Annotated in this window: 22 protein-coding genes; 9 read left to right on the top strand and 13 right to left on the bottom strand. The window is 41.1% G+C overall.

From position 1 onward, the window contains the following. The first annotated feature begins 86 nt into the window (after positions 1-86). The 5 genes from ACRRSQ_RS17020 (at position 87) to ACRRSQ_RS17000 (ending at position 4396) form a co-directional block, all read left to right on the top strand. Complete coding sequence (locus tag ACRRSQ_RS17020) at positions 87-572, top strand: VOC family protein (protein ID WP_440876974.1); 486 nt, start codon at positions 87-89, stop codon at positions 570-572. Between the two features lie 420 nt (positions 573-992). Further along, the gene (locus tag ACRRSQ_RS17015) at positions 993-1466 is read left to right on the top strand and encodes a hypothetical protein (RefSeq protein ID WP_440876973.1); all 474 of its coding nucleotides are present in this window, start codon (positions 993-995) and stop codon (positions 1464-1466) included. A gap of 17 nt (positions 1467-1483) precedes the next feature. Then, entirely contained in the window at positions 1484-1846 is a 363-nt protein-coding gene (locus ACRRSQ_RS17010) for a hypothetical protein (RefSeq protein ID WP_440876972.1), read from the top strand. A 321-nt stretch (positions 1847-2167) separates the two neighbouring features. Further along, positions 2168-2752, top strand: a complete 585-nt coding sequence (locus tag ACRRSQ_RS17005; RefSeq protein WP_440876971.1) for a PH domain-containing protein — start codon at positions 2168-2170, stop codon at positions 2750-2752. A gap of 12 nt (positions 2753-2764) precedes the next feature. Further along, positions 2765-4396 (top strand): PH domain-containing protein, encoded by a 1632-nt coding sequence (locus ACRRSQ_RS17000; protein ID WP_440876970.1) that lies wholly within the window; start codon positions 2765-2767, stop codon positions 4394-4396. A 213-nt stretch (positions 4397-4609) separates the two neighbouring features. On the opposite strand, the gene ACRRSQ_RS16995 is transcribed toward ACRRSQ_RS17000, so the two are convergent. The 6 genes from ACRRSQ_RS16995 to ilvG all read right to left on the bottom strand — a co-directional run bounded on the left by ACRRSQ_RS16995 (position 4610) and on the right by ilvG (position 11552). Next, positions 4610-5077 carry a GNAT family N-acetyltransferase gene (locus tag ACRRSQ_RS16995; RefSeq protein WP_440876969.1) on the bottom strand — a complete coding sequence of 156 codons (468 nt, stop codon included), beginning with the start codon at positions 5075-5077 and terminating at the stop codon, positions 4610-4612. Between the two features lie 68 nt (positions 5078-5145). Next, the gene (locus tag ACRRSQ_RS16990) at positions 5146-5811 is read right to left on the bottom strand and encodes a peptidylprolyl isomerase (RefSeq protein ID WP_440876968.1); all 666 of its coding nucleotides are present in this window, start codon (positions 5809-5811) and stop codon (positions 5146-5148) included. Positions 5812-6040: 229 nt separating this feature from the next. Next, the gene (ilvA, locus tag ACRRSQ_RS16985) at positions 6041-7606 is read right to left on the bottom strand and encodes a threonine ammonia-lyase, biosynthetic (protein WP_440876967.1); all 1566 of its coding nucleotides are present in this window, start codon (positions 7604-7606) and stop codon (positions 6041-6043) included. 46 nt (positions 7607-7652) lie between these two features. After that, entirely contained in the window at positions 7653-9509 is a 1857-nt protein-coding gene (gene ilvD, locus ACRRSQ_RS16980; RefSeq protein WP_440876966.1) for a dihydroxy-acid dehydratase, read from the bottom strand. A gap of 132 nt (positions 9510-9641) precedes the next feature. Next, positions 9642-9887 carry an acetolactate synthase 2 small subunit gene (ilvM, locus tag ACRRSQ_RS16975; RefSeq protein WP_440876965.1) on the bottom strand — a complete coding sequence of 82 codons (246 nt, stop codon included), beginning with the start codon at positions 9885-9887 and terminating at the stop codon, positions 9642-9644. Next, positions 9888-11552 (bottom strand): acetolactate synthase 2 catalytic subunit, encoded by a 1665-nt coding sequence (gene ilvG / locus ACRRSQ_RS16970; RefSeq protein WP_440876964.1) that lies wholly within the window; start codon positions 11550-11552, stop codon positions 9888-9890. A 440-nt stretch (positions 11553-11992) separates the two neighbouring features. Here ilvG and ACRRSQ_RS16965 point away from each other — a divergent pair, with 440 nt between their 5' ends. After that, complete coding sequence (locus ACRRSQ_RS16965; RefSeq protein ID WP_440876963.1) at positions 11993-13516, top strand: YifB family Mg chelatase-like AAA ATPase; 1524 nt, start codon at positions 11993-11995, stop codon at positions 13514-13516. 43 nt (positions 13517-13559) lie between these two features. Here ACRRSQ_RS16965 and ACRRSQ_RS16960 read toward each other — a convergent pair whose 3' ends face one another. Then, complete coding sequence (locus ACRRSQ_RS16960) at positions 13560-14480, bottom strand: sterol desaturase family protein (RefSeq protein WP_440876962.1); 921 nt, start codon at positions 14478-14480, stop codon at positions 13560-13562. 202 nt (positions 14481-14682) lie between these two features. Here ACRRSQ_RS16960 and ACRRSQ_RS16955 point away from each other — a divergent pair, with 202 nt between their 5' ends. Together ACRRSQ_RS16955 and ACRRSQ_RS16950 are read left to right on the top strand one after the other, a co-directional pair. Continuing rightward, positions 14683-15888, top strand: coding sequence for an imelysin family protein (locus ACRRSQ_RS16955; protein ID WP_440876961.1), 1206 nt, complete (start codon positions 14683-14685; stop codon positions 15886-15888). A 109-nt stretch (positions 15889-15997) separates the two neighbouring features. Beyond that, positions 15998-17524, top strand: a complete 1527-nt coding sequence (locus tag ACRRSQ_RS16950; RefSeq protein WP_440876960.1) for a di-heme oxidoreductase family protein — start codon at positions 15998-16000, stop codon at positions 17522-17524. Between the two features lie 76 nt (positions 17525-17600). Here ACRRSQ_RS16950 and ACRRSQ_RS16945 read toward each other — a convergent pair whose 3' ends face one another. The 5 genes from ACRRSQ_RS16945 to ahpC all read right to left on the bottom strand — a co-directional run bounded on the left by ACRRSQ_RS16945 (position 17601) and on the right by ahpC (position 22117). Then, on the bottom strand, positions 17601-18419 hold the full coding sequence (locus tag ACRRSQ_RS16945; protein ID WP_440876959.1) for a hypothetical protein: 819 nt from the start codon (positions 18417-18419) through the stop codon (positions 17601-17603). A 6-nt stretch (positions 18420-18425) separates the two neighbouring features. Beyond that, on the bottom strand, positions 18426-18656 hold the full coding sequence (locus tag ACRRSQ_RS16940; protein WP_440876958.1) for a DUF350 domain-containing protein: 231 nt from the start codon (positions 18654-18656) through the stop codon (positions 18426-18428). Between the two features lie 80 nt (positions 18657-18736). Further along, positions 18737-19675 (bottom strand): prohibitin family protein, encoded by a 939-nt coding sequence (locus ACRRSQ_RS16935; RefSeq protein ID WP_440876957.1) that lies wholly within the window; start codon positions 19673-19675, stop codon positions 18737-18739. Between the two features lie 217 nt (positions 19676-19892). Next, on the bottom strand, positions 19893-21446 hold the full coding sequence (gene ahpF, locus ACRRSQ_RS16930) for an alkyl hydroperoxide reductase subunit F (protein WP_440876956.1): 1554 nt from the start codon (positions 21444-21446) through the stop codon (positions 19893-19895). Between the two features lie 107 nt (positions 21447-21553). Beyond that, the gene (ahpC, locus tag ACRRSQ_RS16925) at positions 21554-22117 is read right to left on the bottom strand and encodes an alkyl hydroperoxide reductase subunit C (protein ID WP_440876955.1); all 564 of its coding nucleotides are present in this window, start codon (positions 22115-22117) and stop codon (positions 21554-21556) included. Between the two features lie 202 nt (positions 22118-22319). Between ahpC and ACRRSQ_RS16920 the strand changes: the two genes are divergently transcribed. After that, a complete protein-coding gene (locus tag ACRRSQ_RS16920) occupies positions 22320-23243 on the top strand; it encodes a hydrogen peroxide-inducible genes activator (RefSeq protein WP_440876954.1) in 924 nt (307 codons plus the stop codon). A 355-nt stretch (positions 23244-23598) separates the two neighbouring features. On the opposite strand, the gene ilvY is transcribed toward ACRRSQ_RS16920, so the two are convergent. Beyond that, positions 23599-24477, bottom strand: coding sequence for an HTH-type transcriptional activator IlvY (gene ilvY / locus ACRRSQ_RS16915; protein WP_440876953.1), 879 nt, complete (start codon positions 24475-24477; stop codon positions 23599-23601). Positions 24478-24671: the final 194 nt, after the last annotated feature.

The following is a 24671-nucleotide window of genomic DNA, read 5'->3' as shown; positions in this document are numbered from 1 at the left end:
CTGTTTATATAATGACCTCATTGAAATAACACAGCGACATAACGCTGCAACCATACACAGTAAATAAGTAAATTTTGGAGATTATGATGAAAATGAATCACATTGGCCTTTTAGTCGGCGACATGGACAAAGCCGTTGAATTTTACACCCAAGTAATGGGCCTTAAAGTCGTCATGGGCAAAAGCAGAGTACAAGAAGAACGTGAATCAGCAATCGGCAGAATGTGTATCGCGGTTTTTGGTGAAGGCTTTGAAGGTTTTAACATTGCTCACTTAGTAACAACCGACGGCATTGGCGTAGAATTATTTGAAATGAAAAACCGTGACGAACGTCACGAAGTCGATTTTTCAAGAATTGGTATTTTCCACTTCTGTCTACAAACCGACGATTTTGAAGGCGTAATGAAAAAGACCGAAGAGTACGGCGGTAAAGTACGCATGGATATTATGCGCTATCACCCAGAAGACGATACCAAACCCGCTAAAATGGTGTATTTAGAAGACCCGTTTGGCAACTTATTTGAGCTTTACTCACATACTTACGAAGAAACTTATTCTTCTGAATACGAGTAAAAAGAACACCCTTCGATAGGCTTCCTTCGACAAGCTCAGGACGAGCGGCAGTTATGTAAAAAAGGGGTCGGTAAAAAAGGGGTCGGTGACAAGCTTGTCACCGACCCCTTTTTTGGTTCAATGGGCATTATGTATTGCGCCGTCTACAGCACGTTTTTATAACACATCTCAAACAGCCCTCGCTGTTTATTCACTCAACCTTTTCTGTTTTATCTCTATATTTTAATCTATTTAAAAACTGACGCAGCCTACATGGCTGTAACAAAATAAAAACATTAAAAAACCCGCCCTGTCGAAATAATACTCAAGACGATCAAATTACGATCACTTGGACCGCCTTCTACCGATATTTTATTGTATAAAAGTACAAAAATGTTACTTTATGTTTCAGAACTCACTTATTGAACATTAGGAGGTTAAGTGATTAAAAGAGTAGTTACTCTATCAGCCATTGCGTCTTTATTGATGGCTTGTACGCCTGAATCTGATACTGATTCGAATCAGGATTTAACTTTACAGATCAACGGCCAAAGTTATTCAGAAGGCTCACCCTTTATTATAAGTTCAACGACCGGTCGCTTTGAGCTTAGCTGGCAATCAATAGGTCGTACAGAGCTTTATATTTCGTCAAAGCCAACACTAAGTGGCGAATATGAAAGTTTCTATGGATACAACTTGGGCAGCGACACACTTACCTGTGAAGTAGACAGTGCTATGACGGTCTTTGATTGTGATTTAAACAATATCTATCACTCAACAGGCTCTGCATCAATTTACAACATGGTCGAAGCATTACCTCAAACAATTTATGTGATTGCAGAGCAAATAGAGTATGACGAAAAAGCCTCTAGAAAAGTAACGGATACCGCCGTATTACCGATACAAATTAAATAAACAAATAAGGTTTAAATATGAAAAATATTTTAATTGCATCTTTAGCTATCGCTTTAATTGGTGGTTGTTCAACACGTGTAGGCGACTTTACCGTTGCTTCAACAAAAAATATCAATATAAAATCAGGTCAGCATAAAGTTTTAACCGAAGAACGTTTAACGGGTGAAGATGTAAAATATGGGGTATTAATAATACCCGCAGGTATTCCAAACATGAAAGAAGCAATGGATAATGCCATTGAGAAAAAACAAGGGGCTGTTGGTTTATCTGACGTGGTAGTAAACCACTCATATTGGGGCATTCCTTTTATTTATTCTCAACGCTCATACACCATTGAAGGGAACCCTATTATTGAAGTCAGCGGTGAAGACAAAAGTTAAACTGCTCGCTATTAAGACACAATAGAGACACAAAAAGGGGTCGGCACAAAAAGGGGTCGGTGACAAACATGTCACCGACCCCTTTTGATTTCCTTTTTGATGTTTCCGTTCGTGCTGAGCTTGTCGAAGTATGGACGGATAACAATCACCAAGCTTCTTCCTTCGACTGCTTCGCGCGCAGGACGAACGACAGGAGGTAAATTTAACTAAAAAACACCAAACACTGTTCATGTAAAAAGTTAGCAAGTAAGAGAAGCAGGAATTTTCAATCTTGTGTGATAATATGCTTAAAAAATTACAATAAAATCATCAAGGTGTAGTATGGATACGCAAGAAAACAGCCGCCAAGTTGAGGCAACCAATACAGAAGCTGACGCTAATTTTTCAAATCAAGCTGTATCAACGCAGCAGCTAGTCGGTTTATCAAGGCTCAATTATCAACCAATAACCGCAAGTTATCTTAAAACCTCGCGATTGGTCAGCTTAGCATCAACCATGATACTACTGGCGATATTAATGATTGTGCAAAAGCAACCATTTTTCCCATTACCTGCTCATTTATACAATGCACTTTCTATCGCAATTTTTGCATTTTTTGCCATTGGTTTAGCGCACTATGTTTATGTGGCGTTAGCCTATAAGAAAAAAGCGTTTGCCCTGCGCGAGCAAGATATCTCTTATCGAAGTGGTTTGATATTTCAAAAAATCGTTACCCAACCCATATTACGTATTCAGCATGTTGAACTAAAACGTGGCCCAATCGAGCGCAAAGTCGGCTTGGCGAGTTTACAAGTATTTAGCGCTGGCGGTGTTTCGCATACTTTTGAAATTCCGGGGTTATTATTAGACAGCGCTGAATCGATGAGGCAATTTATTCTTGATCACAAAACCATGAATAACCAATAAGTGGTGGGAAAAATGACTTCTCAAACCAATATTGAAAAAGCCGAATTAGCTAATTCCACTGCACAAGTTACAGAAGAAAGCTCAAAAAAAAATACTGAAGCAAGTGCACAACACAATACAACCGCGCAATGGCAACGCATTCATCCTATTGGCATTATTTACTTTCTAGCCAAGTTTATTAAAATTTTTATTAGCAACTTTATCTTTGCGCTGCCAGCGATTTTCCTAAGTTTTAATAAGTTAACCGAAAACCCTGAAATTTGGCTGCCCGTATTGCTAGTTTTAGTCAGTTTATTATTGTTAAGCACTGTACTTAGCTTTTATTTTTTTCAATATCGTCTTAATAACGATCATATTGAAATTCGCTCTGGGGTTATTTCAAAAAAGCACCTCAACTTACCCTTTACTCGCATTCAAAACGTAAAACTTGAACAGCCACTTTACTACCGCTGGTTTGACTATACCTGTTTGGCATTAGATACTGCCGGCTCTGCCAAACAAGAAGCCAAAGTAGTTGCCCTAAAAAGTGACTTTGCCGAGCAACTTAAAGCAGAAATTTTAGCGCAGCATCAAATGGATAATACCAAAGAAAGCGCCAGAGCTAGTGAGCAAACAAGCGAAACCAAGCAAAATGCAAATACCGAACAACTACTTAATACTCGTTCAATAAAAGACTTAGTTATTCATGGCTTAACCAATAACCGTATTTGGATATTTCTTGGTGGTTTAGCGCCGTTTTTTGATGATATTGCCAACCATGTTGTCACGTATTTTAAAGACATCGGCATAGATATCGAGCAACTATTAACTTTTGCCGATAAACCTTTTTGGCAAATCGGTTTATATGCATTAACTATCACCATAGCCTTTGTTTTAGTGGTATCGCTGTTGTCGATTGCTGGCTCAATTATCACCTTTTATAATTACACCCTAACCAAATTAGGCGATAGATATATCAGGCGCAGCGGCTTGTTAACCAAACATGAAGTGACGATGCGCCTTTCTCGTTTGCAAATGGTCGTACGCCAACAAGACTGGCTCGATGTGCTGTTAAAACGCATCAATTTAAAGTTCGAGCAAATTAATGTTGCCGCAAACCCAGATCAACTGAGCGTACAAAATAACAAAATTATTGTTCCCTCGGTTTTCCCTAATGAGTGCGCAACATTAATAAATGACGTTTACCCTGAAAATAACATGTCGACGGTGAACTATCAGCCGATCAGCAAACATTTTTTACTGCGTAATTTAGGCTTTATATTAACGCCGATATTCATACTGTTAGCATCTATCGCTTTGTTTAACCAACAACTCGATTTTTTAGCCGGTTGTATCCTAGGTTATGCGTTGTTAACCGTACTTGTGGTGATGCGTTGGTACCGCTGGGGCTACGCCAGCGATGATAATTTCATCTATATTCGCAAAGGCGTTTTAGGCGTTGATTATTACTGCTTCCCTATTTACAAAGTGCAGCAAGTACAAGTAAAGCAAAGCTGGTTTTTAAAACGCAATCAACTGTGTTCATTGCATTTATTGCTTGCCGCAGGAATGCAAGATATACCTTTTATCAGTGAAAATATTGGATTGCAGTTAGCTGATAAAACCTTGTTTGAGGTGGAAAGCACGTCGAAGTCTTGGATGTAAATAAGTACTTAATAAAAATGGGGTCGGTGACAAAATTGTCACCGACCCCCTTTTTGCTTAAAGGCTATCCGTCCGTGCTGAGCTTGTCGAAGTATGACGGATAATAACAAACAAAGCCCTTCCTTCGACTGCTTCGCATTTCCTTCGACAGGCTCAGGACGAACGGCGTAATGATTAAAGTCAGTATAAAGAATAAACCAACTCTAACCTGCTTTATATTGGTTTTATCATATGAACCGTTTCAGGCTTAAATCCTAAATGTTGGTAGAAACTATCGGCTTTTTTGTTATTTGCAAAGACTTCAAGATGTAACAACCTACAGCCTAAGTTTTTAGCCCACTTTTCACCATGTTCAATTAACAGTTTACCTAAACCCAAACCTTGTGATTTTGGTGATACGGCCAGCAGCGGTATCGTTCCACAAACTTCACCAGAAATACCATCTTTATGCGTTCGCACATGAATAAACCCCATTGAAACGCTATTAACTTCAACGATAAAGGTGATATTGGGTTCTGATGTTTCAGCTAGCATTTTGGCAATATAATCATCTTGCATGTTTTGAATTGCTTCATCGCTATGCCAATCTAATTGAGCTACTTCGGCTAAATAAGGCGACAGCTCGAAAATAAATGAATGATCACTTTTTTGTGCTTCTCTAATTACCACTAAATTATCCATATGACCTTTTAATATTGCTCGTAAACTCGAATTGCCGCTGCCCCAGTTATCTCAAACCAATGAATTCGCTATTTGCTATCTTCTACGCGAATTGTTGCTTGAATAATTTTTATTTCTTTTTTCGTTTTACCAGAGCGACTTCCCAATGCTTCAAACTTAGCAAGCACATCATCTTGACTATCAATGACTTCGCCAAACACGGTATGACGTCCATCTAAGTAAGGTGTTGCTGTAAAGGTGATAAAAAACTGGCTGCCATCACTATTGGGGCCCGAATTAGCCATGCTTAACATACCTGCTTTATGATGTGTCGCACGTTCATTGGTTTCATCAAATTCACCTGCATAGCGATAACCAGGATTGCCGCGACCACTACCTAATGGATCACCGCCTTGTGCCATAAAACCAGGAATGACTCGGTGGAAAATTAAATCATCATAAAAACCTAAACGGGTTAAATACATGGTACTGGTAACATGCATAGGCGCAACGTCGTGAAATAGCTCAATACTAATTACCCCTTCCGAAGTGGTGAGATCCCAGTAATATTTTTTGTTTTCTGTAAATGTTACTTGTTCAGGTTGAGTTAATTGGGTTTTCCAATTTACATTTGTTTTATCAATAGCTTGTTTTGAAATTTGCTTATCAATTCCAGACAAAGCTAAATCGGGTTTTGAGCAGCCAAAAACAAACAACATGGCACATAGCGGCAATAATTTTAAAAATGATTTCATTGGAATTAATCAGGTTATTGAGAAAGTTAGCGGATAAAATATCAGGCTTGAAAGGAATGTAAAGAAGCTAAGGGAAGATTATTTTGATTAATAAGGGTTTTATATTTTGTACTTTCAAATATAAATGTATTTAAAGCGAAAAAAGGGGTCGGTGACACACTTGTCACCGACCCCTTTTTGTTTTAACTTTTAGCTTATAGCTTTTTACTTGATACTTAAAGCTTGTTTCTTAACTCCCCAAAAACGCTTGGTACGCGGGGTTATCCGTTTCTTCATGCCATTGATAACCTAGTGCGTCTAGGTGAGCAAAAAATTCGCTTTCTTGTTCGTCTTTCACGGCAAAACCAGCGAGTACTTGGCCAAACGCTGCGCCGTGGTTACGGTAATGAAACAGTGAAATATTCCACAACTCACCCAAGGTGTCTAAGAACTTGTCTAGCGCGCCCGGGTATTCAGGAAATTCAAAGCGGAATATACGCTCTGGTGCGGTAATTGGCGTTTTACCGCCGATCATATAACGCACGTGTAATTTCGCTAATTCGTTATCAGTAAAGTCGTTTACCTGATAACCTTGGTCGTTAAGCATAGTGATTAACTCACTGCGCTCTTCATCGCCCGATAAGCGCACACCGACAAAGATATTGGCTTGTTCGTTACCGACATAACGATAGTTAAATTCAGTGATCGCACGGCCACCTAAGTCATGACAAAAACGGCGGAAGCTGCCTTTAACTTCAGGAATAGTCACGGATAAAACCGCTTCTTTTTTCTCGCCTAATTCACAGCGCTCAGACACATATCTTAGGGTGTGAAAATTCATGTTGGCGCCAGATAAAATCGCAACAAGATTTTCATTACCACCTTTACCAGCAGCGGCATTTAGTTGGCAATATTTACTCACGCCCGCTAACGACAAGGCGCCAGCAGGTTCAGCTATAACGCGGGTATGTTCAAAAATATCTTTTATTGCAGCGCATATTTCATCGGTTGATACAGTGATCACTTCATCACAATAACGTTTGATCAAATCAAAGGTATGTTCGCCAATACGTTTTACTGCTACGCCGTCAGCAAATAAACCTACTTGGCCAAGGTCGACCGGTGTGCCAGCCTCCATCGCCGCTTTTAAACAAGCGGAGTCTTCGGCTTCTACGCCGATCACTTTAATGCTTGGGCAAAGCTGTTTTAAATACACCGCCATGCCAGCGAGTAAACCGCCGCCGCCAACGGGAATAAATACCACTTCGGCATTAGGAAGTTGCTGTAATAATTCTTTTGCGACTGTGCCTTGGCCGGCAATAACTTCAGCGTCGTCAAACGGGTGAATTAAAGTTTTCTTTTCTTCGGCAGCGCATTTTACAGAAGCGGCTTGCGCTTCGTTAAAGCTTTTGCCAAATAAACGTACTTCACCGCCAAAACGGCGCACGTTATCCACCTTAATATCAGGGGTAGTAATTGGCATAAAAATAGTCGCTTTTATGCCAAGTTTGCTTGCTGCTAAGGCTAAACCCTGCGCATGATTACCCGCTGAAGCTGCCACAACCCCATGAATACATTGCTCTTCGGTTAGGCTGGCAAGCTTGTTATAAGCGCCGCGTAATTTAAAAGAATGTACAGGCTGTTGGTCTTCACGCTTTAAATAAATTTGATTATTTAAGCGCGCCGACAGTTTATTTAAGGGCGTTAAATCAGTTTCAACGGCTACGTCATAAACCGGTGCCAGAAGAATACGGCGCAAGTAGTCGAGCCCTAGCGCGTTATCTTCTAATAATGCCAAGCTTTCAGCTTCGGTCATGGGGTTTCCTTTGTTTGTACTTATTTAGTTGGTCGCTATTCGTGCGCTATTTTTTGCCGTCAAGCAGGTCGCGATCTCGTACCGCACCTTTATCAGCACTAGTGGCTAACATGGCGTAGTTTTTAAGCGCATAACTGATTGGGCGTTCACGATTTTCAGGTTTCCAAGCATCTTTGCCTTTGGCAACCATAGCTGCGCGGCGTGCTTGCAGTTCTTCATCTGAAATTTGTAAGCTTATTTCACGCGTTGGAATATCAATATGAATAATATCGCCCTGCTCTACTAAGGCAATAGTGCCGCCACTTGCCGCTTCTGGTGAAACGTGACCAATGGATAAACCTGAGGTGCCGCCTGAGAAACGACCATCAGTTAATAATGCACACGCTTTTCCTAAGCCCATCGATTTTAAGTAAGTGGTTGGGTACAACATTTCTTGCATACCCGGGCCACCTTTAGGGCCTTCATAGCGAATAACAACCACTTCGCCAGCAACCACTTTACCGTCTAAAATGCCAGCAACCGCTGCGTCTTGGCTTTCAAAAATATGTGCAGGGCCAGTAAATACTAAGTTATCGTCGCTTACGCCGGCAGTTTTTACCACACAGCCATCAAGTGCGATATTACCTGAAAGTACCGCTAAACCGCCTTCAGTTGAAAAGGCATTTTCTAGGCTACGAATACAGCCATTTTCACGATCGTCATCTAAAGTATCCCAACGACAATCTTGGCTGAAAGCTTTGGTGGTGCGAATACCCGCTGGGCCTGCACGATAGAATTTTTTCACGTCTTCATCGTCAGTCACTTTGATATCATATTTAGAGATAACATCAGCAAGCGTGGTACCTAATACATTTGGTACGTCGGTATTTAATAAACCCGCGCGTGATAATTCACCTAAAATACCAATTACACCACCGGCGCGATGCACATCTTCCATATGGTATTCAGGCGTTGACGGCGCAACTTTACATAATTGCGGCACAATGCGTGATAATTTGTCCATGTCTTCCATGGTGTAGTCAATTTCAGCTTCTTGCGCGGTCGCCAATAAATGCAAAATGGTATTGGTTGACCCCCCCATAGCAATGTCTAAACACATGGCATTGTGTAACGCTTCTTTGCTGGCAATATTACGAGGAAGTGCTGAATCGTCGTTATCTTGATAATAACGTTTGGTTAGTTCTACAATTTGCTTACCGGCTTTTAAGAATAACTGCTCGCGATCAGCGTGAGTTGCTAGCATTGAACCGTTACCCGGCAAGGCTAAACCTAATGCTTCGGCTAAACAGTTCATTGAGTTTGCCGTGAACATACCTGAACATGAACCACAGGTAGGACACGCCGAACGTTCAACCTGATCAGATTGCTCGTTTGAAACGGTAGGATCTGCGCCTTGGATCATCGCATCTACTAAATCAAGTTTGATGATTTGATCGCTAAGCTTAGTTTTACCAGCTTCCATTGGGCCGCCAGAAACAAAAATTACCGGAATGTTTAAACGCATTGCTGCCATTAACATGCCCGGGGTGATTTTGTCACAGTTTGAAATACAAACCATGGCATCCGCACAATGGGCATTTACCATATATTCAACTGAATCGGCAATTAAGTCACGCGAAGGTAAGCTATAAAGCATGCCGCTGTGACCCATCGCAATACCGTCGTCAACCGCGATGGTATTAAATTCTTTAGCAACGCCGCCGGCTTCTTCAATAGCGCCAGCCACTAATTGACCCATGTCTTTTAAATGCACGTGGCCTGGAACAAATTGGGTAAAAGAGTTAACCACGGCAATAATCGGCTTGCCGAAGTCGCCATCAGTCATGCCTGTTGCGCGCCAAAGGGCACGTGCACCAGCCATATTACGGCCTTGAGTTGAAGTTGCAGATCTTAATTTAGGCATAATCTTTTATCCATGTATGTGTTTCGAAAATTAATGTTGAAAACTTACTGTCGCAATAGGTTTTCAACAATAATTTAGTAACGGGTTTAACCTGCCAGAAGGCAAGCGAAACCCGATATTAAAATTGATTATTTAGGCAGTCACGCTTTTATCAACGTGAACTTCTTTTATATCAATTAATTTATTAATTTGATCCACTAATAAGGTAATTGAACGTTCACTGCGCACAAACAATACGATAGTTCCGATATTGGTACCGGTATTTACTTTCGCTTCAATACCGCTAATTAAAAAGCCACGGTAGCGCGTTACTTGTAAAATACGCTCTAATACAACCTGCTTATCATCGGCTTTGATGGTTAATTGATAATGATTCATTTACGAGCTCTCCATCATTTGGTCGTTGGCAGTATTTGGTGGCACTAATGGCCAAACATTGTCTTGTGCATCAATTTTAAGTTGCAATAAGTAAGGGCCGTCGTGATCTAACATTTCTTCAATTGCAGCAGTGACTTCAGACTTTTTGGTAATTTGCTTAGCTTTAATATCAAAAGCATTAGCAAGCATAATAAAGTCTGGGTTGTCTGATAAATCAGTTTCACTTAAACGACCATCAAAGAACAAGTCTTGCCACTGGCGCACCATGCCCAGTTTTGCGTTATCAATTAAGACAATTTTCACTGGCATTTGGAAGCGCTTAATGGTGGAAAGCTCTTGCACGTTCATCATGAATGAACCGTCACCTGTTACCGCAATTACGCAGTCGTGCGGGCGAGAAATTTGCGCGCCAATTGCCGCTGGTAAACCAAAGCCCATGGTGCCCATGCCGCCACTGGTTAAAAAGTTGGTTGGGTGATCAAATTCCATATGTTGTGCCGCCCACATTTGGTGCTGACCAACATCAGTCGTTACACAAGTATTTTCAGGCATTTTGTTGCTAATTTCATTTAATACTGCAGGAGCATAAATATTTTCGCCCGGGTGATTATAATCCCAACCAAAATCAGCTTTCATTTGTTGAATGTGTGCTTGCCATTCACCAATGCTTAATGGTGCTGCTAAATCAGGTAAGTTAATTTTTAAATCACCTAAAATGGCGGCATCAGCAAAACGACGCTTGTTGATTTCAGCAGTATCAATGTCAAAATGAATCACTTTTGCATTTGGCGCAAAGTCATCTAACTTGCCGGTTACTCGGTCATCAAAACGTGCACCGACAACCACTAATAAATCACATTCTTGTACCGCTAGGTTAGCGGCTTTAGTGCCGTGCATACCTAACATGCCAAGGTAGTTTTTGCTGTTTGGATCTAACGCACCTAAACCTTTTAAGGTAGAAACGCTTGGTAAACCGGTAATGTCAGCAAAGGTTCTTAATTCTTCAACCGCATTGGCCATGCCAACACCACCACCAACATATAAAATTGGCTTTTTCGCGGAAGTCATTAACGCTTGAGCCGCGCCAACATCGGCAGGAGGTAATTTCACTTTGTTTTTCAGCGGAGAGAAGTGCTGGCGATCACTTGGCACTTGCGCAAGTTGAATATCTTTTGGAATATCTACAAGTACAGGTCCTTGACGACCTTCAAGCGCAATTGCAAATGCCTTGTGTAAAACTTTTTCCAAATCATTAATATCGGTTACTTGGAAAGAGTGTTTAGTACAGGCCAGCGATAAACCAAAAATGTCGATTTCTTGGAAAGCATCAGAGCCCATGGCAGCAGTAGGTACTTGACCGGTAATAGCAACAACAGGAATTGAATCAGCAAGCGCATCAGCCAAACCAGTAATTAGGTTAGTAGCGCCTGGGCCAGATGTGGCTAAACACACACCTACATCGCCAGAAGCTCTAGCAAAACCTACAGCGGAAAACGCAGCACCTTGTTCATGGCGGCAGAGGTAGTGATTAACGTCACTGTCATATAACGCATCGTAAATTGGCATAATTGCACCGCCCGGATACCCGAACACATGCTTTACACCGTGCTGTTGAAGCACATCAAATAATAATGAACCGCCAGTTTGTGGTTTATCGCTTGCCATGTAAGTGTTGAACTAAGCCATTTAAGCGTACTAACGACTTAGTTTTCTCCTGAAATCAATTAATTAAGTTAAAAATAAGAACCCATAATAAAAAACCCTCGGTTCTTGCGAAGCGAGGGTTAACATTCATTTTTTAGCTTTTTTTTAGCTCAACGAATACCCTCGCGATGATCCTAGAATCACCACGACGAGAATGTTAATAATCACTGAACTAATGTTGTGCATAAAATTTGTTGCTACTTTTCTTTATTATAAATTATTGGCTCTACGCGAGCGTAAACAATTAATACCATAGCTTTAATAAACAGAGCAAGGCTTTTTAATATAGTTTTTTGCAATGGGGTATATGGTCATGATATATAGCGGCAAAAATTATTCGCATAATTAACATTTGGCAACTAAGCTTTGGTTGTTATCTTAGCCAAATAAAAAGGATTTTTATGGCATTATCATGTGTTTACTCTCGCGCCCGCATTGGACTTGAATCACCGCTTGTTACCGTAGAAGTGCATATTGCAAACGGCCTACCCGCCTTTCATATTGTTGGTTTACCTGAAACCTCGGTAAAAGAATCTAAAGACAGAGTGCGCAGCGCCATTATAAATTGCGGCTTTGAATTTCCTGCCAAACGCATCACAATTAACTTAGCCCCCGCTGATTTACCCAAAGAAGGTGGTCGCTTTGACTTACCGATAGCCGTAGGTATTTTGGCCGCCACTGAACAATTGCCGCAAACCGATTTAAGCCAATATGAATTCGCTGGCGAATTGGCATTGTCAGGAGAGCTACGTGAAATCATCGGCGAAATTCCCATGGCGATGGCAACCAGCGAAAGCAATAGAACCTTGATCATCCCAAGCGCCAATGCCGAACAAGCCAGCTGGGTAAAAGATGCCAAAATTCATGCGATTGAGCACCTTGGGCAACTTTTTCCACATTTTGCGAAACAAAGCAGTTTGCCTTTTTGCCAAACCAAAACAATTGCCCCAATCACCACCAACCCAGAATTAGATATGGCCGATGTTGTTGGTCAGCCATTAGCAAAACGTGCATTAGAAATTTCCGCAAGTGGCGCGCATAACCTACTATTGATTGGTCCGCCCGGTACAGGTAAAACGATGCTAGCCACACGTTTAGCCGGTATATTGCCATTAATGACCGAGCAAGAAGCTTTACAAGCGGCGGCCATTCAATCCATTAGTCATCAAAAAATAGATCATCATTCATGGCTCACTCGCCCCTTTAGAGCGCCACATCACACCGCCTCTTCCGCCGCTTTAGTTGGCGGCGGCAGTCAGCCACAACCGGGCGAAATTTCGTTAGCCCACAAAGGCGTTTTATTTTTAGATGAACTGCCTGAATATGAACGCAAAGTACTTGATGTATTGCGCGAGCCGATGGAATCTGGCGAAGTGACCATTTCTCGGGCACTGCAAAAACAAACCTTTCCCGCACAATTTCAACTGGTGGCGGCAATGAACCCGAGCCCGACCGGATTTTATAATGATAATCGCAGCACGCCAGAGCAAGTGCTTAAATATTTGCAACGATTGTCGGGGCCGTTTTTAGATCGCATCGATATTCAAATTGAGGTGGCACGACTGCCAAAAGGCATGTGGGCAACCGATGGCAGTCAAAACGAGCACAGCTTAACCATTCAACAACGTGTTAGTGCCTGTCGAAATATACAAATACAACGGCAAGGTAAAGCAAATGCTCATTTAAGCAGCCGAGAGGTTAAACAGTTTTGTCCGTTAAGTAGAGATGATCATGAGTTTTTAGAGTTAGCGGTTGAGCGCCTCGGTTTATCGACACGCGCACATCATAAAATTTTAAAAATCGCCCGAACATTAGCAGACATGGCAGGCAGAAAGGCAATTGGCCATGAAGATCTTATTGAAGCGCTTTCTTACCGTGCCATGGACCGAATATTACGACATTTAACGGAAGCGGTAGCCGTTTAAAACGCGAGGTTATTGCTAAATAACACTTTCAATAAAGAAGACATTAGCGCTTTAAGCCCCAAATTTGCTGACTTATTTTTTGCGGTGCTTTTTGTTTGTAGAGCCCAAAGCCTTTCACTTTTTCCTTTTTACTTGCGAGCCACGCACCAAAGCACTTGTCCCAAAGAGCCAATGTAGCACCAAAGTTTTTGTCTAAGTGTTGCTTAGCGCTGCTGTGGTGAATTTGATGTTGAGCAGGGCTAATAAAAATTTTCTCCCAACGCCCAAAACCAATGTTGATATGACTATGGCGCAAATTAGCGCCGACTAAATTAAACAGCAAGGTGAAAATATTCACACCCAATATTTCAACAAAGCCAATTGTGCCCGCAAAGCAATACATAAAGACACCACTAGTAACACCTGAAACCAATACGAATCGACAGCTATTTAGCAAATATTCGACAAAGTGAATACGGTATAACGTAAGTGGCGTCATAACCTTTGCGCTGTGATGAATGGCATGAAAGCGCCATAACCAAGGCACTTTATGATAAAGATAGTGACTATAAAAACGGGTAAAATCGTCAAACAGAAAAAAGACACATGTAAATAATGTCATCACCAACCATTTCGGCCAGACGAACATATCTCCTTGACCAAAATGCTCGGTGGCAAAACGATAAAGCATTAATGCAAGTGCAACTTGCCCAATAAGCAATGGGGTCACGACAAGCACTTTGAACACTTGATTAATCGCAATCCAATAAAAGTCGACTTTAGTGCTGCGATTAATCCAATATTTAGTAGCAAAACTCTTTTTCAATAAGGTTGTAAAACGGTGCCTTTTTACCCACCACACACACACCATAGCTGACACTAGGTACAACCAAAAAATGCGTTTTTCATTATTAAAAACGAACAATAATGGTGCAGTTAGCTCTTTCAGACTCGTAAAAACACCGTCACCAATCAACTCAAACATTGCTCACCAAAATCTCTTCTCAAATATTAACCAACAAAAACAACAAGGTGTGACATATATCACAACAAAATCAGTCAAAACTCGCCATAAAGTTAAATATACGCGCTTAGGTTGCAAAATATCACATTTCATTAACAATAACATTGATAATCTAAATAAGAACGATTACTATTTCGACTAAAATAATTCTAGAGGGATAAACGTGAAAGCAAAATTAACAGCACTTATGGCGGTATCATCTGCTTTTTTAATGACAGCATGTACAGACGATGAGTTAACAACAACCGAACAAATTCAACAAAATTATGTCGATATGGCCTATGCCATGTATTCTGACTCGTTAACTACAGCGACTAGCTTACAAGCGGCAGTAACTGCATTTGTTGCTGAACCAACTGAAGCTAATTTAACCGCAGCACGTAGTGCTTACAAAGCAGCTCGCGCACCGTATCAAGAATCTGAAATTATGCGTTTTGATACTAGCATCGCTGAAGGTAAAAACCTTGCAAGCGATGGTGGCCCAGCTAGTGTTGATGATTGGGAAGGACAAGTAAATGCTTGGCCTTTAGATGAAAACCACATCGTCAATATTATTGAAGGCGAGCAAACGATTAACATTGATTTATTGCTTGCACAAAACGGCCTAGACGATGAAGAAGCTAACGTAACGACTGGCGTACATGCGATTGAATTTATGCTTTGGGGTGCTGATACTCACGGTACTGAAGCTGGTGCAGGTGAACGTCCGGCAAGCGATTTTGATACTGTAAACTGTTTAGATACATACTGTGAGCGTCGCGCGCAATACTTAACAGCGGCTACGTCATTATTAATTAACGATTTAACTGAAATGCAAGCTGAATGGTCTCCTGCTGCACAAGCAACAGCGGGCACGTTAGCGAATAACTTTTTAAACAGTGAATTAGCGCTTGAATACATTGTTGGTTCGATGAACGCCATGGCAACTGATGAACTAGCTGGCGCGCGCATGGGTTCAGGTTTAACGTTAGGTGACCCTGAAGAAGAGCACGACTGCTTCAGCGACTTAAGCCATATTGCCATTTACCATAACTTCCAAGGTGTAAAAAATGCATTTTATGGTAGCTACGGTAGTGTATCAGGTAAAAGCATTGGCGATTTGATCATGAGAAAAGATGCTGATCTTTACACCACAATTGATAACGCATTAATCAGCATCGAAGCAAAAATGTTATCAATTTATAATGCCGGTGAGCGTGAAACTAACCCAGTGCGTTTTGATCAAATTATCGGTCAATCTTCAAGTTCAACCGAACGCATTATTGCAGAAGCTGCAGTTGATGAGTTAACAGCCTTAACCACTGAGTTTGAGCAAGTAGTGAATTTATTACAACTTCAAGCCATTGATACTAGTGGTTCTGGTGACTAATCAGCCTTAGAACTTCAGCCAAGTGATTTTGGTGATGAATCGCTTGGTTACTTAATATATGGCACCACTTAATCGGTGCCATTTTTCGTTTAAAAAGTGTGACAACAATATGCGATTATATTCAATTTTATTAACAACCGCGCTATTAAGTGCGTGTGGTGGTGGCGGAAGTGGTGAAGATAGCACTTCAACGCCGACAACACCTGATCCAACCACAGAACCTGAACAACCAAGCTCAACCGAACATTTAGCGGGCGGTCAAGCCAGTGTTATTAATACCACTGCCGACGCTTTTTCACAGCGTTCAGGCATAATGGACGACGTTGACCGTATTCAACTATTTGAATTAGGCGATGATTTTTTCACAAACCCTTGGGTTGCCGGCAGCGCTAGCACCTCTTCTCGTGACGGATTAGGTGGATTATTTAACAACAATGCTTGCCAAGATTGCCATATTCGCGATGGTCGTGGTCATGCTCCTGATGAAGACAGCGATGATTTTGGCAGTATTTTATTTCGTGCGGCAAAATCTGATATAACGGCAGATCAAGCTTATCAAATGTCGCAATCATTAATGGCCAATGTTGGCGACACCAGTGTTGGCGGTCAATTGCAACAAGATGCGATTGCAGATGTGATGCCAGAAGTTGATTTAGCGGTTACCTATACACATTCAACAGTAACATTTGATGATGGTTACCAAGTTGAATTACGTAAACCTGTTTGGCAATTAACCAGTAAAAAAGCAGCGCAAGGTTACGACTTTGATGCTGACACCGTATTTTCAGCACGCGTTTCACCGGGCATGACTGGCCTAGGATTATTAGCACTCGTGAGCGAGCAAGATATTCTTGCCAACGAAGATATTAACGACAGCGACAACAATGGCATTTCTGGCAAAGCAAACCGTGTGTGGTCGATTGTTGCAGAAAATGCTGAATTAGGGCGTTTTGGTTGGAAAGCCGGTCAGCCCAGTTTACTTGAACAAAGTGCCGGTGCTTTTGTTAACGACATGGGCCTAACTAGCCGACTGCATCAGCAAGAATCCTGTTTAGCACATCAAACTGATTGTGCCCAGGCCGCTAATGGCAACGGCGATAGCGTTAATGATTACGACTATGAAGTATCAGATAAAATTCTAGAGGCTATTGATTTTTACGCGACTCACCTAGCCGTGCCACAGCGCAGAAATGCTTATGATGATGATGTTAAACGCGGTAAAGATTTGTTTATTAATTTAGGCTGCCAAGGTTGTCATACCGCATCTTACACCACTGAATATAGCAGCGAGCATCCTGAGCTTTCTGAGCAAGAAATTTACCCTTATACCGATATGTTATTGCACGACATGGGTGAAGAGTTAGCGGATTTTACCTTAGACAATCAACCAGCTTCAGCTGAAATGGCGTACGAATTTTTAGCGACGGCGCGTGAATGGCGTACACCACCTTTATGGGGCATAGGTTTAGCACAAACCGTTGATACTGAAGCAACCTTTTTACATGATGGTCGAGCACGTACTATTTTAGAAGCAGTCTTATGGCACGGCGGCGAAGCACAAACCGCAAGAGACAATGTCTTGAAATTAAGCAGTTCTGAACGCGCTGATTTATTAGCATTTTTGTCTGACTTGTAAGTTTATCTCTACGACAAAACACATCATTAGAAACCTTCAATTGCCCAATATCAGGCGTAATTGAAGGTTTTTTTGATCAATGAATTTTTGGCATTTTATAACGCACAAACTCGGATGACTTTTGCCAGTGCGCGCCTAAATAGTCAGTGGTATTGCTTGATGCGGTATTCACCCAAAAAGAGTCTCGATTGAACATATATTGCGGATGATAATGACGACTCACAGATGCCAACGGGTAATGATTCCATGCTTTACCACTTCGTTTGTTAGTCGCTTCTAAAACGTACATTTTATTGTTTTTCTTAGCAACAACCCATGCATGACCATTGGTTTTGTAAAGGCCAACGGCCACTCTTGCATCAACACCTTCAGAAATTAACCAGTCAGCCAAGGCAATTGCATGGTCCTCACAATCTCCTCTGAGCATAACAAACGCTTGGGCAGAGTTTTGCCATAAATCCAAGGCTCCATATTGCTCATTATCAAGTTGATAGGTTTTACGTTTCGACAAGGTGTATAGCGGCAACCAATTATTTTCAACTGCAAATGGTCGAATACCCACCAAAAAACTGCTAGCAAAGTGATGTTTCCAATCAAGTCCCATCGCGCTCATGGTTACTTGATTATTTCTTCCCCATAATAACGGGCGCGCTTGATCTTGCTTTTTCTTATCTGCGACAGATTGTTGAATTTGCCACTCTGATAGTTCCTGCTCGCTATTGGCAAAGACGACTTTGCCGTTTTGATGCCGGTTGCTCATTAATTTTGGCGAAACTTGCGTAGCGATCAGCTCGGTTCGAGTGAGTAACTGCGCATCAAAACTATTTTGCACAGGTTTTTTATCAAAAAAAACAATGACAACTATCGACAAAATTATCAGAAAACACCAACGCATCGCTGATTACGCCTTCATACCAAAACAAATAATTAAGGCGACAAAAATTAAAATTGATGAAGCAAAAATAGATACTGCGAGGTTATTTTCTTTTAACTCTTTTTGAATATCGACACCTTTCAGTAACTTTTTATCAATGATCACCAACGCAACTACCGCGACAAATAAAGCCAATATGGTGTAGCTTAAATTCACCGCTAAATTCACCAAACTGGCAGTAACAAAATCCCATTCCATCTTTTATTTCCTCGTATAAATACGCTTGCCATTTAGCTGTTGGCAAGCGTTAATTCACGTATTTATTTACTTATTATTGTTTAACGTTTTTTACTTTCCATATTCCACAAAACACTTTGATCAGCGCCCATAATGGTGGTTGGCATTTGGCCATTCCACTGTTGAGCACGCACATATTCAACCATCATTTGTGAATTATTTAATGATTTTGCTTTTTCATTTAACGCTTCAGCTTCGGCTAAACCTTTCACCTTAATCGCTTCGGCTTCTGCTTGCGCTTCAGCGCGAATAGCATAGGCTTTACCGTCAGCTTGCGCTTTGGCGGCATCACGCTGGGCAAGCGCGGTATTTACTTCTCGTTGCGCTTCTAATTTTTGGCGTTCTAAGCGATGCATTTCTGCGGCAGCTAAGTTCTTTTCTGTTTGCTTAGTTTCAATTGATTGAATGTATTTAGCCGGTAAAACTAAATTTTCTAACTGAGCAGAGTCTAGTTTCACCGGATAGTCTTTCATTTCTTCTAGCAATAGCTCTTCAATTTGAGCAATCACTTGTGAGCGATTTTGAATAAGCTCTTCCGCTTTGTAACGCGCTAATGCATCTTTAGCCGCTGATCGTAATTTAGGGTCAAGAATACGCGCTTCAAATTGTACTAAACCACCGTAGCTTTTGAACAAGTCAAACGCCTCAGTTCTAAGTACTGTCCAGTTAATAGAGACTTCTGCCGTCACTGGCATTTGCTCATGAGTTGAAGCATTGAGCTTTTCAACATTTTTACGGGTACGAATTTCTAAAACTTCCACGGTATCAACAAATGGAATTTTGGTATGTAAGCCCGGATTCACTTGTTCTGTGGCTTCACCAAAGCGTTTAATAATGCCAACGTGACCTTCATCTACGGTATACATAGCTTGGAAGGCAAGTAGCAATAAGATAAAAATAGTCACTACGGTGAAAATTGTACTTTTACTTTTTGAAAAGGCACCAGATAAATCGGGTAGGTTCGGTGTTTGATTAGACATTGTTTTCCTTGCGTATCGCTAATTATTATTTGTGTGCTCGTTAAAATAACAGGTATCAAAACTTTATTCATGCATTTTTATCTTTTGAATGACGGTCAAGTTAACTTGCTATTTTTATTAAATTTTAATGGATTTAAACAGCCAAAAATTGGCAGAAAAAAGCGCTTAGTGAATTGCTCACTAAGCGCTTAACCGTTTACCTATTTGACTCGCTTTATTAACTCTCGCGAATTAAATAATCAAAGGCTGACAGCGATGCTTTTGCGCCCTCGCCCATCGCAATAACTATCTGCTTGTATGGCACAGTTGTTACATCGCCGGCAGCAAATACACCCGGCTCTGTGGTTTGACATTTTTCATCGATGATCACTTCTCCATGCTGAGTACGCTCGACTAAACCATTTAAAAAGTCACTGTTTGGCACTAAACCGATTTGCACAAAAACGCCCGATAGCTCTTTACGATGCAGCGCATTGTTTGCACGGTCTTGATAGTCAATGGCGACCACTTTGCCGTTGTCAGCGATAATTTCTTTGGTTGCAACATTTTTAATAATGGTGATTTTTTCATGTTGCTCGGCTTTTTCGACCAATACTCGGTCAGCTTTTAGCTCAGGTAAAAATTCAAATACGGTAACATGCTCTACCATGCCTGCTAAATCTAGCGCCGCTTCAATGCCTGAATTACCACCACCAACAACAGCCACTTCTTTGCCTTTGAAAAACGGGCCATCACAATGTGGACAGTACGCAACGCCATTACCAATATTTTCTTTCTCACCCGGTATGCCCAGTTCACGCCATTTTGCCCCTGTTGCAACAATCACGGTTTTGGTATCGATCACTTCGCCGCTCGATAAATGAATGTTTTTACTACCGTCAGCTTTTTCAATTTTATCGACACGCACATGTTCTTTTTTGGTAATAGTGTAGTCGTTCATGTGAGCAAGCATATTGTTGGTTAGCTCAGTACCTGTGGTTTTAGGCACCGAAATTAAGTTTTCTATGCCCACGGTATCTTTAACTTGGCCGCCAATTCTGTCGGCGATCATCGTCACATTTAAGCCTTTACGCGCCGCATATATTGCTGCCGCTACGCCACTTGGACCACCACCAATAACAGTAACGTCTTGCTTTGGTAATGCTTGTACTTCACCTTGATTAACAATGTCTGGGTAGCGAGCAATTAATTTGTCGACCAATTGCGCGGTGTCAATTTTACCGTTAGCAAATAGCTCACCATTAACATAAACACTCGGCACACCTTGAATATTGCGCTGTTCAATTAACTCAGGGAACAAACCGCCGTCGATCATTTCACTGCTAATATGGTTATTTAATAAGGCAAATTGATTAAGCGACTGCACCACGTCAGGACAGTTATGACAGCTTAATGAAACAAACACTTCAAAGTGTAAAGTATCGCTAATATTGCTGACTAAGCGCTTTAAAGTATCGTCTAATTTGCTTTCTGTTCCGGCTGATTGCAATAGCGCCAAAATCAGTGAATTAAATTCATGACCACTCGGGATACCTGAAAATAGTATACCGTTGGCTTTGCCTTCAACTTCTAACGAAAAAGTAATTGGGCTGCGCAGATCACGGTCAGCTTCTACTAAAACTAGGTTCTCAGATACACTGCATAGCTCAGATAAAAAAGTTTTAAGTTCATCGCGCTTTTGATGTGCGCCTGTTTGCAATACCAAAGTTACCTTATTGGTCATATTGGCAGTATAAGTTTTTAATGCGTTTAAAATATCTGGGCTTAACATAGTGCTACCTTAAATTTCTGGAGAATCTACTGGGAAAAGCGAGGGGAGACGTATCTTTCGATTACGGCTCAAGCCTCGCATTAAGTCTTTACTGTGAAGTTAGCGGTTTAGATTTTGCCCACTAAATCTAAGCTCGGCGTTAAGGTTGCTTCACCTTGTTCCCACGCTGCCGGACATACTTCACCGTCATTATCACGAACATATTGTGCCGCTTTTACGTTACGAACCATGTCTTTTGCACTTCGGCCAATGCCACCTGCGTGAATGTGCGCAACTTGAATAACACCGTCTGGGTCTACCAAAAACGTGCCGCGATGTGCCATGTGGTCTTCTTCAATCATTACGTCAAAACCGCGAGTAATAACGCCTGTTTGGTCACCTACCATTGGGAATTTGATTTTGCCAATCGCGTCTGACGAGTCGTGCCATGCTTTGTGTGAAAAGTGCGTGTCGGTTGATACTGCGTATACTTCAACACCTAAACCTTGTAACTCTTCGTATTGGTTCGCCATATCTTCTAATTCAGTAGGACATACAAAAGTAAAATCTGCTGGGTAGAATAAAAAGATGCCCCACTTACCTTTTACGCTTTCTGATGTAACTTCAACAAACTCACCGTTATGAAAAGCTTGAGCCGAAAATTCTGGGATAGTTTTGCCAATCTGTGCCATGAGTAATTCCTCGTATAATGTAAAAATTGTTTAAGTTAGAAAGCGTGTTTGCTTTCGATGGAGAAATAATACGATCGACACGACAATTAATAAATTTGATTAAATTGATATCAATATTCTATAAAACTGAACATAAAAAGCGTGATATCTAAAATCAAACCGTTAAAATAATGACAAAGACTTATTATTAACTGGCATCACTATGATTTCACTCAAGCAACTAAATTACGCACTTGCCGTAGAGAAGACGCTACATTTTAAAAAAGCGGCCGAAGCATGTAACGTTTCGCAGTCAGCCTTAAGTACCGCGATTACTGAATTGGAAAAGCAATTAGGAGTGCAGGTATTTGAACGCAATAACAAACAAGTTTTAATTACCGCCGACGGTGAACTTATTCTTAATAAAGCAAAAACCATCAAACTAGAAATTGATGAGTTAATGCAGCTTTCACAAACCAATAAAATGCCATTGTCGCGACCGATGACCTTGGGTGTTATTCCCACCATAGGCCCATACATGTTGCCAAAAGTATTGCCTGAAGTGAGAAAGCAATATCCCGATTTTAAACTGCAAATTATTGAAGAACAGTCGCATGTATTAGTCGATATGGTGCGCACAGGAGATATTGACGCTGCGGTATTAGCGCTGCCCTACCCACTTGATGGCTTAATGAGCTTCCCTTTTTGGCAAGAAGATTTTTATTGGGTCACCCATAAAGACGAATTTCCCAATAACATTACTGAAATTACCAGCGACGAATTAGAGTTAGATAAACTGATGTTATTAAAAGATGGTCATTGTTTAAAAGATCATGCGTTAGCGGCTTGTAGTTTACAAAGCCAAAAGCAAAAATCAGGTTTCGACTCGGCAAGTCTGCACACGCTAATTCAAATGGTCGCAGGCAAACTAGGCACCACCTTAGTACCGCAAATGGCAATTGATCAATTAATTTATAACGAGTCTGAACTGCAAGCGATTCATTTAGACGAACCAGGGCCACACCGCGGTATTGCCTTAATAATTCGCCCAAATTACGTAAGAACCGATGACATTAGTATTTTAAAAGCCATATTTGCTGAACAGCTTGATAAACACTGCGGCATTAAAAAATTAAAGAAAAACTAAATAAAAACCGGTCAAAGCGAGGTGATATAAGTCATTCTATTTTTATGAATGTTGTTTTCGTTTTATTAAAATTTACTAAACAGTACTAAGCGGTCATCATTAAATTGACTTCGCAAAACCGTGAAGAAAAATTTTTAATAAACGAGGATAGCATCATGCAGATTTTAATAAATTACGTTAGACATATTTTCCAAAATCAAAACCAACAGCAAGACACAGTGGTTAGTTGTAACTATGGTAATAACTACTACGGAGACCAAGTTTGCACACGTTTACCACACTAAGAAAAAAAGGATTTACTGCTATAGCGCATCAGGTCTTGCCTAAATGCGCTAATGGTTTTTTATTTACCCATTTACCCAATCGCTTCAAAAAACGCTTTGATCAATGGCTGTTGACGGAACTGATTCAAGCAACAAATTCCCAGTTCAAACGGCTCTATTTCACCCACATCAGATAAATACTGGACCCGCTCTTTTACCGGGCTATTTTCTACAACTACCTGCGGCACAATACCTACACCACATCCTAACGCCACCATGCTCACCAACGCCTCATGTCCTGAAACGGTGGCGTAAATATTCGGTTTACCTTGCTGTTTTTTACGATACCAATAATCAAAACGTTTTCGTGCCGGTCCGTGCTCAGGCAAAATAATTGGAATTTCAGACCACTTTAAAGGTTGTTGCTGCAATTGTTGCTGCACGGTGCACAGCATAGTGGGCGCGATCACGGCTAAAGGCACGGTCGCTAAGGGATGAAAATAATAACTGCGTGGCAGGTTTTCCGGATCGGCGGCAATTGCAAAATCAACCGCTTGCTGGCTAACTTGTTCAAGCGCATCTGAGGCATCACCGGTGGTTAACATAATTTCCACTTTCGGATGCTGCTGACGAAATCGTTCTAATAACGGCGGTAAGTGGCTATAAGCAGCAGTTACCGAGCAATAAATACGGAGTTTTCCGGTTAACGCTTGTATCTGGTGCTCGAGCGAATGCTTAAACACTTGCCACTGCTCTAATTGTTGGTCGGCATAAGTTTTAAATTTTTTACCGGCATCGGTGAGCACAACTGAACGGTTGTCTCGCAATAATAAGTCTGTACCAACTTGCTGCTCTAAACGCTGAATCGCACGACTAAGGGTAGACGGGCTAATATGAAACACTTGCGCGCTTTTGCCAAAATGCAAACTCTGTGCAAGGTGTTGAAACATTGCTAGTGATTTTAAATCCATATTTTCCTCGCTATTGTTGAGCTGACTTCTTATTAACGCTTGTCCACTTCGACTGATATTCCTGCCGAATCATAAAATCATTATTGCATAAAACGCAACATAATGATGCAAACATATCATTTTACGCAATATAATTAGTGTCGTATGCTTGAGTCATCGTCAGAAAGGCTGACACACCATTAGCAGATCACCAT

It is taken from the genome of Thalassotalea sp. PLHSN55 (assembly GCF_052030545.1).
Lineage (GTDB): Bacteria > Pseudomonadota > Gammaproteobacteria > Enterobacterales > Alteromonadaceae > CANMXU01.
The sequence above is the reverse complement of the archived record's forward strand: the minus strand, read 5'-3'. Positions and strand labels throughout refer to the sequence as shown.